The sequence below is a fragment of the Microbispora sp. NPDC088329 genome, from assembly GCF_040685655.1.
Taxonomy (GTDB): domain Bacteria; phylum Actinomycetota; class Actinomycetes; order Streptosporangiales; family Streptosporangiaceae; genus Microbispora.
The window spans coordinates 133,240-149,012 of sequence record NZ_JBFBIP010000018.1; the positions used below are offsets into that span (position 1 = coordinate 133,240).

General features: G+C 70.7%; 16 protein-coding genes. 10 read left to right on the forward strand and 6 right to left on the reverse strand.

Annotation, left to right across the window (positions count from 1 at the left end; translation table 11 throughout):
* The first annotated feature begins 21 nt into the window (after positions 1–21).
* Complete coding sequence (locus AB0O28_RS28830) at positions 22–618, forward strand: hypothetical protein (RefSeq protein ID WP_363645516.1); 597 nt, start codon at positions 22–24, stop codon at positions 616–618.
* 183 nt (positions 619–801) lie between these two features.
* On the opposite strand, the gene AB0O28_RS28835 is transcribed toward AB0O28_RS28830, so the two are convergent.
* Entirely contained in the window at positions 802–1,164 is a 363-nt protein-coding gene (locus AB0O28_RS28835) for a VOC family protein (RefSeq protein ID WP_363645518.1), read from the reverse strand.
* A 54-nt stretch (positions 1,165–1,218) separates the two neighbouring features.
* On the opposite strand from AB0O28_RS28835, the gene AB0O28_RS28840 reads away from it, so the two are divergent.
* From AB0O28_RS28840 to AB0O28_RS28850, 3 genes are all read left to right on the forward strand, one after another.
* Positions 1,219–1,689, forward strand: a complete 471-nt coding sequence (locus AB0O28_RS28840) for a MarR family transcriptional regulator (RefSeq protein ID WP_363645520.1) — start codon at positions 1,219–1,221, stop codon at positions 1,687–1,689.
* Between the two features lie 278 nt (positions 1,690–1,967).
* Positions 1,968–2,195, forward strand: coding sequence for a hypothetical protein (locus AB0O28_RS28845; RefSeq protein WP_363645522.1), 228 nt, complete (start codon positions 1,968–1,970; stop codon positions 2,193–2,195).
* A gap of 320 nt (positions 2,196–2,515) precedes the next feature.
* On the forward strand, positions 2,516–2,905 hold the full coding sequence (locus tag AB0O28_RS28850) for a MerR family transcriptional regulator (protein WP_363645524.1): 390 nt from the start codon (positions 2,516–2,518) through the stop codon (positions 2,903–2,905).
* Between the two features lie 369 nt (positions 2,906–3,274).
* Here the strand turns inward: AB0O28_RS28850 and AB0O28_RS28855 are convergent, their stop codons facing one another.
* The gene (locus AB0O28_RS28855) at positions 3,275–3,655 is read right to left on the reverse strand and encodes a hypothetical protein (protein WP_363645526.1); all 381 of its coding nucleotides are present in this window, start codon (positions 3,653–3,655) and stop codon (positions 3,275–3,277) included.
* Positions 3,656–3,786: 131 nt separating this feature from the next.
* Here AB0O28_RS28855 and AB0O28_RS28860 point away from each other — a divergent pair, with 131 nt between their 5' ends.
* From AB0O28_RS28860 to AB0O28_RS28870, 3 genes are all read left to right on the forward strand, one after another.
* Entirely contained in the window at positions 3,787–4,461 is a 675-nt protein-coding gene (locus tag AB0O28_RS28860; protein WP_363645528.1) for a response regulator transcription factor, read from the forward strand.
* The gene (locus tag AB0O28_RS28865) at positions 4,458–5,711 is read left to right on the forward strand and encodes a HAMP domain-containing sensor histidine kinase (RefSeq protein ID WP_363645530.1); all 1,254 of its coding nucleotides are present in this window, start codon (positions 4,458–4,460) and stop codon (positions 5,709–5,711) included. Before AB0O28_RS28860 ends, AB0O28_RS28865 begins: the two co-directional genes overlap by 4 nt.
* 159 nt (positions 5,712–5,870) lie before the next feature.
* Positions 5,871–6,311 carry an ATP-binding protein gene (locus AB0O28_RS28870; RefSeq protein ID WP_363645532.1) on the forward strand — a complete coding sequence of 147 codons (441 nt, stop codon included), beginning with the start codon at positions 5,871–5,873 and terminating at the stop codon, positions 6,309–6,311.
* A gap of 14 nt (positions 6,312–6,325) precedes the next feature.
* Here AB0O28_RS28870 and AB0O28_RS28875 read toward each other — a convergent pair whose 3' ends face one another.
* The 3 genes from AB0O28_RS28875 to AB0O28_RS28885 all read right to left on the reverse strand — a co-directional run bounded on the left by AB0O28_RS28875 (position 6,326) and on the right by AB0O28_RS28885 (position 10,865).
* On the reverse strand, positions 6,326–7,306 hold the full coding sequence (locus AB0O28_RS28875; RefSeq protein ID WP_363645534.1) for an AraC family transcriptional regulator: 981 nt from the start codon (positions 7,304–7,306) through the stop codon (positions 6,326–6,328).
* A gap of 114 nt (positions 7,307–7,420) precedes the next feature.
* Positions 7,421–8,446: a substrate-binding domain-containing protein gene (locus tag AB0O28_RS28880; protein ID WP_363645536.1), complete on the reverse strand. Its 1,026-nt coding sequence runs from the start codon at positions 8,444–8,446 to the stop codon at positions 7,421–7,423.
* Positions 8,430–10,865, reverse strand: coding sequence for a glycoside hydrolase family 3 N-terminal domain-containing protein (locus AB0O28_RS28885; protein WP_363645538.1), 2,436 nt, complete (start codon positions 10,863–10,865; stop codon positions 8,430–8,432). The genes AB0O28_RS28880 and AB0O28_RS28885 overlap by 17 nt, the downstream gene beginning before the upstream one ends.
* A 384-nt stretch (positions 10,866–11,249) precedes the next feature.
* On the opposite strand from AB0O28_RS28885, the gene AB0O28_RS28890 reads away from it, so the two are divergent.
* The 3 genes from AB0O28_RS28890 (at position 11,250) to AB0O28_RS28900 (ending at position 14,391) form a co-directional block, all read left to right on the forward strand.
* The gene (locus tag AB0O28_RS28890; protein ID WP_363645540.1) at positions 11,250–12,569 is read left to right on the forward strand and encodes an extracellular solute-binding protein; all 1,320 of its coding nucleotides are present in this window, start codon (positions 11,250–11,252) and stop codon (positions 12,567–12,569) included.
* A 2-nt stretch (positions 12,570–12,571) separates the two neighbouring features.
* The gene (locus tag AB0O28_RS28895; RefSeq protein WP_363645542.1) at positions 12,572–13,492 is read left to right on the forward strand and encodes a sugar ABC transporter permease; all 921 of its coding nucleotides are present in this window, start codon (positions 12,572–12,574) and stop codon (positions 13,490–13,492) included.
* 92 nt (positions 13,493–13,584) lie between these two features.
* Complete coding sequence (locus AB0O28_RS28900; RefSeq protein WP_363645622.1) at positions 13,585–14,391, forward strand: carbohydrate ABC transporter permease; 807 nt, start codon at positions 13,585–13,587, stop codon at positions 14,389–14,391.
* 23 nt (positions 14,392–14,414) lie between these two features.
* Here AB0O28_RS28900 and AB0O28_RS28905 read toward each other — a convergent pair whose 3' ends face one another.
* A complete protein-coding gene (locus AB0O28_RS28905; protein ID WP_363645544.1) occupies positions 14,415–15,743 on the reverse strand; it encodes an ATP-binding protein in 1,329 nt (442 codons plus the stop codon).
* Between the last annotated feature and the right edge of the window lie 30 nt (positions 15,744–15,773).

Below are 15,773 nucleotides of genomic sequence, written 5' to 3' on the forward strand. Positions count from 1 at the left end.
AGACGTTGAAAGGGGCCGGTCATGGCCATCATCGAAGGACGTAACCGGAGCAACCACCGCCTCACCGAGGCCGCGGCCCCCGTCACCGTTCCCGCCCCCCGCGCGCACGGCGAGGCGGTTCCCGCCGCCGGCACCGGCCCGGCCCGCTACGCCTGGGCCGCCGCCCGCATCGCCATCGGCTGGGTGTTCCTGTGGGCCTTCCTCGACAAGACCTTCGGCTGGGGCTTCGCCACTCCCGCCGCCAAGGCCTGGATCAACGGCGGCAGCCCGACCACCGGCTTCCTGAAGGGCACCGCCGACCACACCTTCGGCGGCCTGTTCAACGCCCTCGCCGGACAGCCCTGGGTCGACTGGCTGTTCATGACCGGTCTGGCCGGCATCGGCACCGCGCTCGTCCTCGGCATCGGCATGCGCCTCGCCGCCACCACCGGCGGGCTGCTCCTGCTGATGATGTGGGCGGCCGAACTGCCGCTGGCCACCAACCCCTTCATGGATGAGCACATCGTCTACGCCATCGTCCTGGCGGGTCTGGCCCTGACCGGCGCAGGCACCCCCCTCGGACTCGGCACGCAGTGGGCCGCCACCCCCCTGGTCCGCCGCCTCCCGATCCTCAAGTAAGTAACCCCGGCCCCACCGCTCCGGTGCCCACCTCCAGCCCCCTGGAGGTGGGCACCGGCATGTTCGGCCGACCGTGCATGGGATCGGATTCCCGGGGTAATCGCAATGTCGAGAGTGCGCACGGGGCCCGCGCGGGACGGCGGCGGACGGTTCGCCCGTCACGTCCCGCGCGGCCCCCGGTTCTCAGCCGTGGACGGTGATCACGTAGCCGTCGGGGTCGCTGAAGGAGAACGTCCGGCCGAACGGCCCGTCGACCGGCGCGGACAGGATCGGCACCCCCGCCGCGGCGAGCTCGTCGTGGAGACGCTGGGCATCGTCCGCTCTGAACCACAGCGCCACTCCCAGGCCCGGACGCGGAGCCGCCTCCAGGTCGACGCCGGGCAGCGGCTCGCGCACCGCGAACGGTATGGGGGCGGTGGCGAACACCACGGCGTGCGGCGGCCCGGCGGGGTCCCGCCGGAGCCCCAGGCGCTTCTCGTAGAACGCGGCCGCGGCCTCCAGGTCGCGCACCTGCAGCGCCACGAAATCCACTCCGGTCACGGTCACGACTACCTCCGATGTCAGAACGTTGACATGGGGACCCTATGTCAGAATGTTGACATGAGGCAAGACAGCGACGGCGCGGACCTCGGCCGCTTGGTGGGCTACCAGCTGAAGCGGGTTCAGGCGGCGCTGCGCTCGACCATGGACGCCACGCTGCGCCGCCACGACCTGACCACTCCGCAGTACGTCTGCCTGGAACTGCTCGACCAGCGGCCGGGGCTGTCCAACGCCGAACTGGCCAGGGGCGCCTTCGTCACCCGGCAGTCGATGAACGTGCTGCTCCGCAACCTGGAGGACGCCGGGCTGGTCGAGCGGCCGGCGTCCGCGCCGCAGGGCAGGGCCCTGCCCACCACTCTGACGGCGCAGGGCAGGGCGCGGCTCGCCGCCGCCCGCGGTGACGTGCTCGAGATCGAACAGCGGATGACCGGTCACCTCGACGCGGAGCAGGCCGAGCTCCTGCTGGGCCACCTGGAGCGGATGACCGGCGCCCTGGAAGACCGCCCGGACGCGGTCCACCGGAGGCGTTAGGTCATCCCGCCGCCGAGGCCGGTTTCGAGGGGTGCGCCTGGCACTGCGGCGCCACCCTCGGGTTCGTCTACTGTGACGTCACAGTAGGGTGATGCCGGTCACGTGGTCAGCCCGGCCGACGCGCAGCCGTCCCGCGACGTCCCCCGCGCCCCTCGCGGGATCAACCGGGAGACCAGGGATCCGGGGCGGCCCAGCCGCTCCCGGGGCCGCCGGCCCGCGCGGAGCCTCCTCCGGCGCGGTCCGACGGCGCCGGACACCACACGTGAAGAGGGAGGACGATGTCCGTCTACCGCATCAGGATGTACAGCGGGTTCCAACGCACCCTCACCGCCGATCGCGTCGTCGTCAACGGCGACAACGTCTGTTTCGAGCGGAGCAGGAACGGATCCTGGGTGGCGGCGCTTCAGCTGCCGACGCAACTGGTCACCCGGGTCCGCCGGCGGTGCGTCCAGTCGGACGGCACGGTGACCTGGAACGTCGAGAAGCCGGGACCCAGCACCTACTGACCGGGAGTGCTCACCGTCGTTATTGCTCTCTAACCTTCCGTGAGAGTAGAGTCTGCCCCGCTTGCGGTGGGACTCCGCTTCGCCGCGTGCTCGCCCATCGCAGGCGTCAACGCCACCGCAACGGCCCGCCTGGCCCTTCCCCCCTCGCCGGGCGCGCCGTCGCGGTGGGAGCCGGCCGCGCGGACTCCCCCTCGAGAGGTATCGTCACCGGGAAGTTCGGGGACCTGTTCTGCGAAACCCTACCCTTGCGTTAGGCAGGCCATGAGTGGCGACGGTACCCGCACACGAGCGGCCACGGGGTGGAAAAGGTGAGCGGAGCGATGCCTGAAGGTCTGGTGCAGATCGGCGAGGTCGCCGAGCGGATCGGGCTGTCCCTGCGCACCATCCGGCACTACGAGGAGGTCGGCCTGGTCGTGCCCGCCCGCACCCAGGGGGGTTTCCGGCTCTACAACGAGGAGAACGTGCAGCGCCTGGCGTTGATCAAGCGGATGAAGCCGCTCGGGTTCACGCTGGAGGAGATGCGCGACCTGCTGGAGATCACCGATCGGCTCACCCGCGGCGACGAGGACCCCGGCCTGCTCGTCCGGCTGCACCTGTTCGAGAGGGCGGTGGCCGAACGCGCCGACAGACTGCGCGAGCAGCTCGCGATGGCGCGGGAGTTCGCCGAGCAGCTCCGCCGCCAGCGCATGAACGCCCCGTCCGCCCGCTGATCCCGCGGCCGGCGTGTCCTCGCCGGGCATAAGTCCGTCCCAAGTGCCGTCTCAGCCCTGCCGCGCGTGACTGAGCTGGCCGCTCGTCGAGTGTTCCGCCGCCTGGTCCGCGTGGCGCCGGGCGGCGGCCCAGTCGTTGCGGCTCAGCGCGACCATGCACAGCGCCGCGTGACCGAGCGTCTGGTAGCCGAGCAGCCCGGCACGGTGACGGCACGGTGACGGCTCGCCGCGGTGGTCGCGGGTGTGCCGTGGCCGAGCCGCGTCCCATGGCCGACCGGACGCGGCTCGGCCCGCGTCCGATGGCCGACCGGACGCGGCTCGGCCCGCGTCCGATGGCCGACCGGACGCGGCTCGGCCTGACTGGCCCGCTTACTTCTTGGAGGAGCCCTTCTCGACGGCGCAGGCCTCGGTCTCGCCCTTGTCGTCCCCGGTGTCACGGGTCACCTGGCCGCCGGTCGCGGCGTGGGGCGACTGCGACAGGGCCTCGGTAGTGCCGACGGAGATCTCGCCGTCCTTCACGGGCACCTTCAGCTTGCCGTCGCTCGGCACCGAGCCGACCGACTTGCCGTCGAGGTAGACCTTTCCTGCCTCCACCCGTACGGTGCCGACGTTCGCGTCCTGGCCGGGGCACGTCCCGGTCGTGACGGTGAAGGTCGCCGGTTCGGTCCCCTTCGCGTTGGCGGCCGCCGTGATCGTGCCGGCCAGTCCCAGGGCGAGGACGCCGGCGAGCATGACGCGCGAGCGCTTCATGAGGAATTCCTTCCATGCGGTTACAGCGTGATTGCCGCTGAAAGGCTCGCCGGAAGTGCCTGAAGCAGGGCTGAAGCCACCTGAATTGATCTTAAGGTTGGCTTCAGGTGGGTTCGTTCAGGCTGTGGAGCATGCGTTTACTGCTGGTGGATGATGAGGAGCGGCTCGCCGAACTGCTGCGGAGCGGGCTGGGCGAGGAGGGCTTCGCGGTCGACGTCGCCCACAACGGGCGCGACGGCCTGTGGATGGCCACCGAGAACTCGTACGACGTGATCGTGCTCGACGTCATGCTGCCACTGCTCAACGGGTATTCCGTCTGCCGCCGCCTGCGCGACATCGGCGACTGGACGCCGATCATGATGCTCACCGCGAAGGACGGCGAGTACGACGAGGCCGAGGCGCTGGACACCGGGGCCGACGACTTCCTGTCGAAGCCCTTCTCGTACGTGGTGCTGCTGGCCCGGCTCCGGGCCCTGGTACGGCGGGGCGGGCGCGAGCGGCCGGTGACGCTGCGCGTGGGCGACCTGGTGATCGAGTCGGCGGGGCTGCGCTGCCGCCGGGGGGATGACGAGATCGCGCTCACGCCGAAGGAGTTCGCCGTGCTGCACGCGCTTGCCCGGCGGGCGGGCGAGGTGGTGAGCAAGACCGAGCTTCTTCAGCAGGCCTGGGATTTCGCCTACGACGGCGATCCGAGCATCGTCGAGGTCTACATCAGCGCACTGCGCCGTAAGATCGATGCGCCGTTCGGCCGGTCGTCGCTGGTGACCGTGCGCGGGGCCGGCTACCGGCTGGACGGGGTGTCATGAGGCGCTGGTCGGTACGGGTTCGGGCGACGGTGGTCGCGACCGTGACGGTCGCTTCCGCGCTCGCGGTCGCGGTCGCCGTACTCATGGGAACGTTGAAGAGCAGCTTGGAGTCGAGCGCCGGCCAGGAGGCCGCGCGGCGGGCGGAGACGGCCGTGCAGGCGCTCATCACGACCAACGAGAACGGCGCCACGACCCTCGTCACGACCGGCCCGGCAGGGGATGTCGCGATAGACCCGGACGTGCGTGTCAGCACGCACCCGGAGCAGAGCTGGGGCGAGGGGTACGCCACCGTCGAGCGGACGGTGACGACCTCGGGCGGGAAGGTCACCGTACGGGCGCGCTCCTCCCTTGAGCCGGTGCGCGACGCCCTGCATGCCCTTCGTCCCCTGCTGTTGGTCGGCATACCGGTGCTGGTGCTGCTGGTCGCCGTGCTGACGTGGCTGCTGGTCGGGCGGGCTCTCGCGCCCGTGTCGGCGATCCGGACGACGTTCGCGCGGATCACCGCGAGCGATCTGCATGAGCGGGTGCCCGTGTCGGCGTCGGGAGACGAGGTCACCCGGCTGGCGCAGACCATGAACGCCACGCTCGACCGATTGGAGCGCGCGGTCTCCAAGCACCGGCGGTTCGTCGCCGACGCCGCGCACGAGCTGCGCAGCCCGCTCGCGACCCTCCGTACCCGCCTCGAACTGGGACGGCGTGAGGCCCCGAGGCTGGTCCGCGAGGCGCTGACCGATGTGGAACGGATCCAGGGGCTCGCCGCCGACCTGCTCCTGCTCGCGCGGCTCGACGCCGGCGAACCCCTGCGTATGGAGGAGGTCGACCTGGGTCAGGTGGCGACGGAGGAAGCGCTGCGCCCCCGGCGTGACGGCGTCACGATCCGGCTCGACGTCGCCACCGACGTGGTCGTGCGGGGCTCCCGATCACATCTGACCAGGCTGGTCGCCAACCTGGTCGACAACGCCGTACGGCACGCCGAGACGACGGTGACCGTGCGCGTGGCACCCCCCGGGACGGTTGAGGTGTGCGACGACGGGCCGGGCATCCCGGTCGAGCACCACGAGTCGGTGTTCGACAGGTTCACCCGGCTCGACGAGGCGCGGGCACGCGACGCGGGCGGGTCCGGACTCGGCCTGGCCATCGCGAGGGACATCGCCCGCGCCCACGACGGCACGCTTGTCGTCGCCGGCGCAGCGGGACTGGGCGCCCGCCTGCGGGCCGACCTGCCGCCCGGGGACACGGCGGCCGGGTAATGGTTCGCTATGCGGATACCCGCCCGCGCCTTGGGGATAGCAGGCCTTCGCATGACCTGCCTAAACTGCGATAAGTGACGCTCTTTCCGACCGTATGACGCGCCCTATGCGGAGCGTCGGGGCGGTCTCCGCCCGCTGGTGATCAAGGAGCATGACACGATGAACTCGCAGACCGTGGACCGCGCCGACGTCTCCGCGACCGAGGCGGTCTCTTCCGTATACACGTGTCCGGTGCCGCACTCTCCTCAGGAGGTCAGCGGCGTGCGGCGGCGTGCGCTCCGGGTGCTGGCGGCTTGGGGAACTCCCGGGGCCGCCGCGGAGGACGCCCTGCTGGTGATCTCGGAGATGGTCACCAACGCCGTCCTCCACGCCATGCCGCCGGCCGAGCTTCGCCTCTTCATCCACGCCGACGGCGATCGCCGGGCCATCCGGGTCGAGGTCACCGACGGCGGAGCGGCACCGGTGTGGCCGGGAACCACACCGTGTCCGGACGAGAGCGGGCGCGGCGCCGTCGTCGTCGACGCCCTCGCCATCCGGCACGGCAGCGTGAGCCGCTCCTCCGGCACCACCACGTGGTGGGCGGACCTGCCCGCCCGCTGAGCGTACGCGGGCGCTCAGCGGCGCAGCGTCTCCGATGGGGACTCGCCGAAGCGGCGGCGATACGCGTTGGCGAACCGCCCCAGGTGGACGAATCCCCACCGATAGGCCGCGTCGGTGACCGTGGTGGTGCACGGGTTGGCGGCCGCCAGTTCGGCCCGCACGCGATCGAGGCGGACCTCCCGCAGATACTTCATGGGCGTCGTCTCCAGACGACGCCGGAACCCCTCCTGAAGCGCCCGCACGCCGACGCCCACGGCCCCGGCGATCTCTTCCACGGTGAGCGGTTCCGCCGCGCGCGCCTCGATCAGGTCCACGGCCCGCTCCACCACCGTCGGCGCGGCGCGGGGCTGCCCCTCCGACAGGGCCTCGCTGTAGTTGCTGGGCTGGGCCAGCAGCAACTGCGTCATGAGCAGCCCCTCCAGCTGCCTGAGCGCGACGGGCTGCTCCAGCATGGCGCCGCCGGTCTCCGCCTCCCGTCTGAGCAGATCGACGACCGCCAGCCAGGATCGGGCGGCCGGCCGGGTCAGGTCCATGCCCAGGGAGAAGGTGAGCGGCCTGCGCGGCGTGCGTCCGATGAGCTTGCCGAGGTGTGCTTCGAGCGCGGCGCGGTCGAAGCGGGTGACCAGTTGCACGTGCCCGGGAGCCCATCGCATGGTCATGGGCCGCGTCAGCGACAGTACGGAGGCGAGCTCGGGCGTCGACACGATCCGTTCACGACCGTGGGACACCTCCGCCGCTCCGGCGAGCGGGATCTCGACGAGCAGGTAGCGATCCAACGGCTGCGGCGTGATGAGCACTTCCGTGCCGTAGCCGAGCGAGTACAGCCCGGTCCCGTCGAACGTGATCCCGTTCATGCGGGCGTCGAGCGTGATCTTCGGATTCACCGGGCGCAGCCCGTGAGCGCCGAGGGCGTTCCCGACCGTCGTCCGGGCCTCGTCGACGTCGTGTGTGTGCAGCCGCCGGTAAGCGGCGAGCGGTAGCGATCGTTCGGCCATTTTCGCCTCCCCCGGGCCGGCAGACCCCCCGTTTCCGCAGGTAGTGGGCGCGCAACAAGCTTATGCGCGGGTCTGTCCCGACGGAACACGGCGCCGCGGGAGCCGTCGGCGCGTCTACCGGCCGGTGTCCGGGACGGGGGCGGACGATCCGCGCACCACGAGTTCCGTGGCGAGTTCGACGTGGTGGGACTCGACCCGCTCCCCCGCCGCGAGACGCAGCGCCGTACGCACCGCGACGGCGCCCATCTCCCGCAGCGGCTGGCGCACCGTGGTCAGGGGCGGCGAGGCCATCCGGGCGATCTGGGTGTCGTCGAAGCCCACGATGCTGAGGTCTTCGGGCACGCGCAGCCCCCGCGCCCTGGCGGCCTCGAGCACGCCGAGCGCGATGTCGTCACAACCCGCGAAGATCGCCGTGGGCTGCTCGGGAAGGTCGAGCAGGGCCGCCCCGCCCGCCATGCCGTCCTGGTAGTGAAAGGTGCCCGTTCGTACGTACGCGGGCGGGACGGGCACCTGCGCGGCCTCCATGGCGGCGCGGTAGCCGTGCAGGCGCGCCTGGTTGCAGGCGGCGGTGGCCGGGCCGCCGAGATAGGCGACGCGCCGGTGCCCGAGCGCGAGCAGGTGCTCGGTCGCGGCCAGGCCACCGGCGAAGTTCGTCGAGCCGACGCTGGTCACCCTGGCTCTCGGCAGGTTCAACGGGTCGATCACGACCAGGGGCAGCCGCGCCCGGGCCAGGGCGGCGAGCTGCCCGGAGGACAGCTCGCCGGTGACGGCGACCAGCGCCCGCCGCCCGGCCGTGACCAGGTCGCGGGCCCATCCTCCGGTGCGGTCGGCGTTGCGCCGGATGCTGACCACGACCGCCACGTCGAGGTCGGCCCCGGCCTGCACCGCGCCCTGGACGATCTCGGTCGAGTAGGCGTTGAGGTCCGCGTCGAACTCCACCTCGATCGTGTCGGGCGCCGCCTCGCTCCGGCGCTGCGGCGGCGCGACGTAGTCGTGCTCCTCCAGCAGCGACAGCACCAGTGAACGCGTCTCCGGGGCGACGTCGCTGCGGCCGTTGAGCACCTTCGACACGGTCGCGACCGACACCCCCGCCGAGGCCGCGACCGTGGCCAGGGTGGCCCGCCTACGACTGGGCGGCATCTGTTCCTCCCTGCTCGGGGCCCGCCGCCCGTCGCACCTCCACGGGGGTGACCAGCCGCCGGTCGTGACCGACGTGGCGCAGCGGGCCGGTCAGCCGTACGCGGCCCTGGCACGGCAGGTCCGACGCCGAGGTGCCGACGAGCACGTCGATGTCTCCGGGCTCGACGATCCGCCGCAGGTCGCGACCGGTGAAGGCGGTCCGGTCCGCGTGCACGGCGAACGACGCCCGCGCGCTTTCGCCCGGCTCCAGCCGCACCCGGGCGAACCCGGTGAGCTGCCGCACCGGCCGGGTCACCTGGGCGAGCACGTCGTGCAGGTAGAGCTGGACGACCTCCTCGCCCGCCCGGCCGCCGGTGTTGCGCACCCGCACCGACACGGTGAACTCCCCGTCGGTGGGCACCTCCGCGTCGCTGATCTCCAGGTCGTCGACCTCGAAGGTGGTGTAGGACGCGCCGTAGCCGAACGCGAACAGCGGGGTCGGGTCGAGGTTGCTGATGCCGTGGCTGTCGGCGCCGAGCGGCGGCTGCAGGTAGGTGCCCGGCTGCCCGCCCGTGGTCCGCGGGATCTGCACCGGCAGTTTCCCGCTGGGCTGCACCCGGCCGGACAGGACGCCGGCGACGGCCGCACCGCCCTCCTCGCCCGGCATGAACGCCTGGACGAGCGCGGCGGCCCGGTCGTTCACCCGCCCCAGCGCGTACGGCCGCCCCGACACGACCACCACCACGACCGGCGTGCCGGTGGCGGCCAGCTCGATCAGCAGATCCTCCTGGACCCCGGGCAGGCGCAGGTCGTCGGCGTCGCAGCCCTCGCCCGAGGTGCCCTGTCCGAACAGCCCGGCCAGGTCGCCGACGACGGCCACGCACAGGTCCGACTCGCGGGCGGCCGCGAGCGCGGCGGCGAAACCGGAGCGGTCGTCGTCCCGCCAGTCGCAGCCCCGCTCGTAGGCGATCTCGGCATCCGGCAGCTCGGCCCGCAGCGCGTCGAGCAGGCTGGGCGCCTCCACCCCGAGCCCGAGCTTCGGGTAACGGGGCAGCACGTGGTTGGGGAAGGCGTAGCAGCCCATGAACGAGCGCGGGTCGTCGGCGCAGGGCCCGACCACGGCCACCCGGCGGGGCTCCGGACGCCCCTCGCCGAGCAGCGGCAGCACGGTCCCGGCGTCGAGCAGCACGATCGACCGCTCGGCCAGCTCCCTGGCCAGGGCCCGGTTGGCGGGCGAGTCGAGGTGCACGCCGTCCGCGCCGGCCACCGACTTCTCCGGCGTCCAGTCCGGGTCCAGCAGGCCGAGCTGCACCTTCTGCGCGAGCAGGCGGCGCACGGCCCGGTCCACCAGGTCCTCGGGGATCTCGCCCCGCCGCACCCGCTCGACCAGGTGCTGGCCGAAGCCGAGCGTGTCGGGGAGTTCGACGTCGATGCCGGCGGTCAGCGCCTGCACCCCGGCCTCCTCGGCGTCCGCCGCGACCTGGTGCATGGTCGCGAGGAACGGCACCGCCCAGTAGTCCGAGACCACCGTGCCGGTGAACCCCCACTCGCCGCGCAGCAGGTCGGTCAGCAGCCACGGGTCGGCGGCGGCGGGCACGCCGTCCACGTCGGAGTAGGAGTTCATGACCGACCGCGCGCCGCCCTCGGCGACGGCGGTCTCGAACGTCGGCAGGATCATGTCCATCAGCTCGCGCCGCCCCATCGGGACCGGGCCGTGGTTGCGGGCCGCACGCGAGGCGGAGTATCCGGCGAAGTGCTTGAGCGTGGCGATGACCCCGGCGTTCTCCAGGCCGCGCACGTAGGCCGCGCCGAGCGTCGCGACGAGGTACGGGTCCTCGCCGATGGTCTCCTCGACCCGGCCCCAGCGGTAGTCACGCACGACGTCGAGCACCGGCGACAGACCCTGGTGGACGCCCACGGCGCGCATGTCCCTGCCGATCGCGGCGGCCATCCGCTCCACCAGCTCCGGGTCGAAGGTCGCACCCCAGGCGATGGCGGCCGGGTAGACGGTCGCGCCGTAGGTGGTGAAACCGGTCAGGCACTCCTCGTGGACCAGCGCGGGGATGCCGAGCCGGGAGTGCTTCACCACCTCGCTCTGCAGTCGCACCACCTCCGCCGCGCCCTCGGCCACGGTCACCGGAGTGCTGCCGAAAACCCGCGTCAAATGGCCGAGGCCGTGGCGTGCGGCCTCCTCGATCGGCACCGTGCCGGAGGCCGCGAAAACGTCCTGCATCGGGGCGACATTGTGCGCGCCGTCGGGCTCCACCTCCTGCTCGGGCTGCATGTCGTTCCCGATCCACCGGCTGCCGAGCTGGCCGACCTTCTCCTCAAGGGTCATCTCGGCGAGGAGTGCCTCGACCCGATCGGCCACGGGGAGTGCCGGGTCCTGCCACACCCGGAACGTCCCGTCCGCCGCGTGCGTCCGATCTGGGGCCGTCATCTGCTCTCCTCACAAAAAAGTTTCGAAACATTTCGGCATCCGCTGGCGATTCGGGCGTCGATCGTCCAGTAAACCAAGATCACCAGGTAGAGGCCTGCTCGTCGGTACTTTACACACGCCTCACGCTGTGCTGGGGAGACCGTGAGAGCGCTCTTGACAGTCGGGTACCGCAAATCTAGATTGGCGTGCCACGCGGCTTGTGTCGAAATGTTTCGAGCGAGCTGACCTAAAGAAGGAGTGGACAGTGGCACCGGGGTGCCGATCCACGTCGCCCCCGCCGCGTCCGAATGTCATCAATAAGCCGCAGCCTGCCTCGGCGTTCGACGTACGGAGATCAGCGTGGAGTCCAGCAAATCATCCCGCCGCACATTCCTCAGTCTTTCCATGGGACTTCCTCTCGGCGCGGCCTTAGCGGCCTGCGGCACGGACGGCCCGGCCCCGTCGGGCGGAGGCTCCGGCGGCGGCGCCGCCGGGGGTAACGGCGGCGGCGGGGGCAAGGCCACCTACTGGTTCCTCCAGGGTCCTCCCGGTGAGGCGCCCCGCACCGCGGCCGTCGACCGGTTCAACAAGGCCAACCCCAACGGCCAGATCGCTATCACCACGATCCAGAACGACGCGTACAAGACGAAGATCAAGACGGCGATCGGCGCGAACCAGGCACCCACCATCATCTGGGGCTGGGGCGGCGGCGGTCTGCGCAGCTACGTGCAGGCCGGCCAGGTCGAGGACCTCACCTCGTGGTTCGGCGAGAACGCCGCCGTGAAGGACCGGCTGTTCCCCGGCGCCTTCGGCGCCGCGACGATCGACGGCAAGATCTACGCGATGCCGTGCGAGACCGTGCAGCCGATCGTGCTGTTCTACAACAAGAAGGTCTTCGAGAAGGTCGGCGCGCAGCCGCCGCAGTCATACGGCGACATCCTCGACCTCGTGAAGAAGTTCAACGCGGCGGGGATCGCGCCCTTCTCGCTGGCCGGTCAGTCCCGCTGGACGAACATGATGTGGCTGGAGTTCCTCTTCGACCGCATCGGCGGCCCCGAGGTGTTCCAGGCCGTCTTCGACGGCGAGAAGGACGCCTGGAACAACCCCGCCTCCATCGAGGCCCTGACCAAGATGCAGGAGCTCATCAAGGCCAACGCCTTCATCAGGGGCTTCTCCTCGGTCACCGCCGACTCCAACGCCGACCAGGCGCTGCTGTACACCGGCAAGGCCGCGATGATGCTGCACGGCAGCTGGTCGTACGGCATCCAGCAGGAGCAGGGCGGCGACATCGTCTCCAGCGGCAACCTCGGCTGGATGAACTTCCCGGGGGTCGACGGCGGCAAGGGCGACCCGACCAACACCGTCGGCAACCCCGGCCAGTACCTGTCGATCTCCTCGAAGGCGACGCCCGAGCAGAAGGAGATCGCCAAGAAGTTCTTCGCGACCGGCGTGCTCGACGACGAGGAGCAGAAGCAGTGGGTCGGCACCGGTGGTGTGCCGATCGTCAAGGGCTCCGACAAGCTGTTCGCCGGCTCCAAGGACGCCGAGTTCCTGAACTTCATCTACGGCGTCGCCAGCAACGCCAAGGTGTTCGCCCAGTCGTGGGACCAGGCGCTCAGCCCCACCGCGGCCGAGAAGCTGCTGGACAACATCGCCAAGCTGTTCCAGCTGTCGATCTCGCCGCAGGAGTTCGCGACGAACATGAACGCGGTCATCGGTAAGTAAGCATGTCTGCTATCTCCGCTCGAAGGACGTCGTCCGCCGTCGCGCCCAGGGCGCGCGGCGGCGGCGTCCTGCCGTGGCTGGCCCTGCCCGCCCTGATAGCCTTCACGGCCTTCGCACTGATCCCGCTGATCGGGGTCCTGCTGCTCAGTTTCACGTCCTGGGACACGCTGGGCGAGATCCAGCTGACCGGGCTCGACAGCTGGCGGGCCGTGCTCACCGACCCCGGCCTGCCCCACGCCCTGTGGATCACGTTCCTCATCATGCTGCTCTCCTGGGCCTTCCAGACCCCGGCCAGCATCCTGATCGGCGTGTTCCTGGCGGGCCGCCAGCGCTACCGGGAACTGCTCGCGGTGCTGTACTTCATCCCGCTGCTGCTCAGCTCGGCGGCCATCGCGATCACCTTCAAGGCGCTGCTCGACCCGAACTTCGGGCTCGGCGCGGGGCTGGGCCTCGACTTCCTCGTCCAGGACTGGCTCGGCGAGCCCGGCCTCGCCTTCGGCGTCGTGATCTTCGTGGTGTCGTGGCAGTACATCCCGTTCCACTCGCTGCTCTACCAGGGCGGTGTGCGGCAGATCCCGCGGTCGCTCTACGAGGCCGCGGAGCTGGACGGCGCGGGACGGGTCCGGATGTTCTTCAGCATCACGCTGCCCCAGCTCAAGTACACCATCATCACGTCGTCCACCCTGATGGTCGTCGGCTCCCTGACCTTCTTCGACCTGATCTTCGTGCTGACCGAGGGCGGTCCCGGTGACGCCACCCGCGCGCTCGCGCTGGACATGTACAAGCGCGGCTTCCAGGCCAACCTCATGGGAGCGGCCTGCGTGATCGGTGTCATCCTCGTTCTCGTGGGCCTCGTCCTGGCGCTGCTGCTGCGCCGGCTGGGCGGCCGCGACCCCAACGCCAGTCAGTTGGAAGGGGCCTGACCGTGACCGCGACCCACACCTCGAGGGCGCGCACCGCCGCGTCCGGGGCGCACGGACGTCGGCCGGCGAAGAGCCGGCAGCGCCCCAACTGGCTGGGCGGGCTGGTGAGCTGGCTGTGGCTGGCCGTCGTGATCGTCCCGATCTACTGGATCGTGATCACCAGCCTCAAGACGCAGTCCAACTACTACGCCACCAACCCGCTGGCGCCGCCCGCCGATCCGACGCTGGACAACTACCGGCTCGTGATCGAGATGGACTTCCCGCTGTACTTCCTGAACAGCATCCTCGTCGCCATCGGCACGGTGATCCCGTCGGTGCTGTTCTCGTTCATGGCGGCGTACGCGATCGTCCGGAGCGCCGGCGCCAACCGCTTCCTGCGCGGAGTGAACTCGCTGTTCCTCATGGGCCTGGCCATCCCGCTGCAGGCGACGGTCATCCCGGTCTACCTGCTGATCATCAAGCTGCACCTCTACGACTCGCTGACGGGACTGGTCGTGCCGTCGGTCGCCTTCGCGATCCCGCTGTCGGTGCTGGTGCTGTCCAACTTCATCAGGGACGTGCCGAAGGAGCTGTTCGAGTCGATGCGGCTCGACGGCGCGACCGAGTGGAAGACCCTGTGGGGTCTTGCCTTCCCGCTCACGCGACCGGCCGTGGTCACGGTGTCGATCTACAACGCGCTGCAGGTCTGGAACGGCTTCCTGCTGCCGCTGATCCTCACCCAGAGCCCCGACAAGCGCACCCTGCCGCTGGCGCTCGCGGCGTTCCAGGGCGGGCCGTACGGCGTGAACGTGCCCGCCGTGCTGGCCTCCGTCGTGCTGACCATCCTGCCGATGCTGATCCTTTACGCGGTCGGCCGCCGTCAGCTGCTCAGCGGCCTGACCGCCGGATTCGGCAAGTAGGCCGGGACCAAGAAGGAACTGCCTCACGCTCCGCCGTACAGACGGCCCATGTCGACGAGCTCGACATCGGGCCGTCTTTCGGTGAGGCGGACCAGCGCGGGCGAGAACCCGGATCGGGCGAACAGCAGCAGCTTGGGCAGAGCGCCGATCTTGCCGCCGGGCAGCAGTTCGCGCAGGTGTTCCAGGCGCTCCAACTGAGGGACGTCGACAGGCGCCTCGGTGCTCTTGGCCTCGCCGATCGCGGTGATCCGGTCGGCGGCGAACGAGGTGGACTCCGTGACGACGACATCGAGCTCGTGCCCCCGGCGGTGCTGCCGGCAAGGAAGTTCCGTCGGGCGCACCGCGCTCGCCACTCCGCCGAGAGTGTCGGATGAGGCGTGCTCGAAGCACCACTGCCGCGCGAGATCCTCGAAGTGCGCGCCGTAAATCTTGGACGCTACGGTGTCCGCGTTGTTCTCCCAGACACGTTCGGCACGGCCCGCGACCAATTCGGCCTCGTGGCGCTGAACGACGAGCTGATGCAGGCGTACGACGGGCTCGGTGATCCGGAAGACGCTGCGCTTGCCCCTCAGCGCGTCGTCGATCTGTTCGACCAGTCCGATGTCCTGCAAGCCGGCCAGCAGATGAGCGAGGGCGCTGCTGGGGCGCCCCAGCACCGCCGCTATCTCCGACCGGCGATGGTTGCCGGCGCTGATCGCGCTCAACGTGGCCGAGTACGGGGTCGGATCCGCGATCGAGGGCTCCTCCCGGAGCAGCAGGACACCTTCGCGGAACATCGCGGAGGCCGGGTTCAGCAGGCGCCGCTGAACCCAGCGGTCGAAGTCCGCGACTCCGGCGGGCCCCGATCCCCCGCTCATCTCCAGGTAGGCGGGGGTGCCTCCCACCAGTGCGTGCAGCCGGAACGCCAGCTCCGGATCGTGGTCCACGCCCCAGAAGGCCGCGGCCTCGCGGAATCCGAAGGGGCGCACCACCAGCTCCATGCTTGCCCGTCCGCGTAGGGGCGCGCCGCCTGCGAGCAGCTGTGCCATGATCGTCAAGGCACTGCCGCACAAGATCATGCGCGTACGGGTGTGCTGCTTCGCATGGCTCAAAGGGCTGAGCGCCTGCTGAAGATAGGAGGGCAGCGCGGGCGTCGCCGAGACGAGATAAGGAAACTCGTCGACGATCAGCGGGGCGGCCCGGTCCTCTCCGAGCCGGAGCAGCTCGTCAAGTGCCTCGCGCCAATCACGGAAGGCGACGGGCTGACGCAGGCCACGATGAGCGGCATAGGCCGCCCCCAGGTCGGCGAGGTTCTGCGCCTCGGTCTGCTGCGTCGCCCCGAACAGGAACCCCCCGGTCTGCCGGGCCAGCATTCGAGCATGAGGGTCTTGCCCTGACGGCGG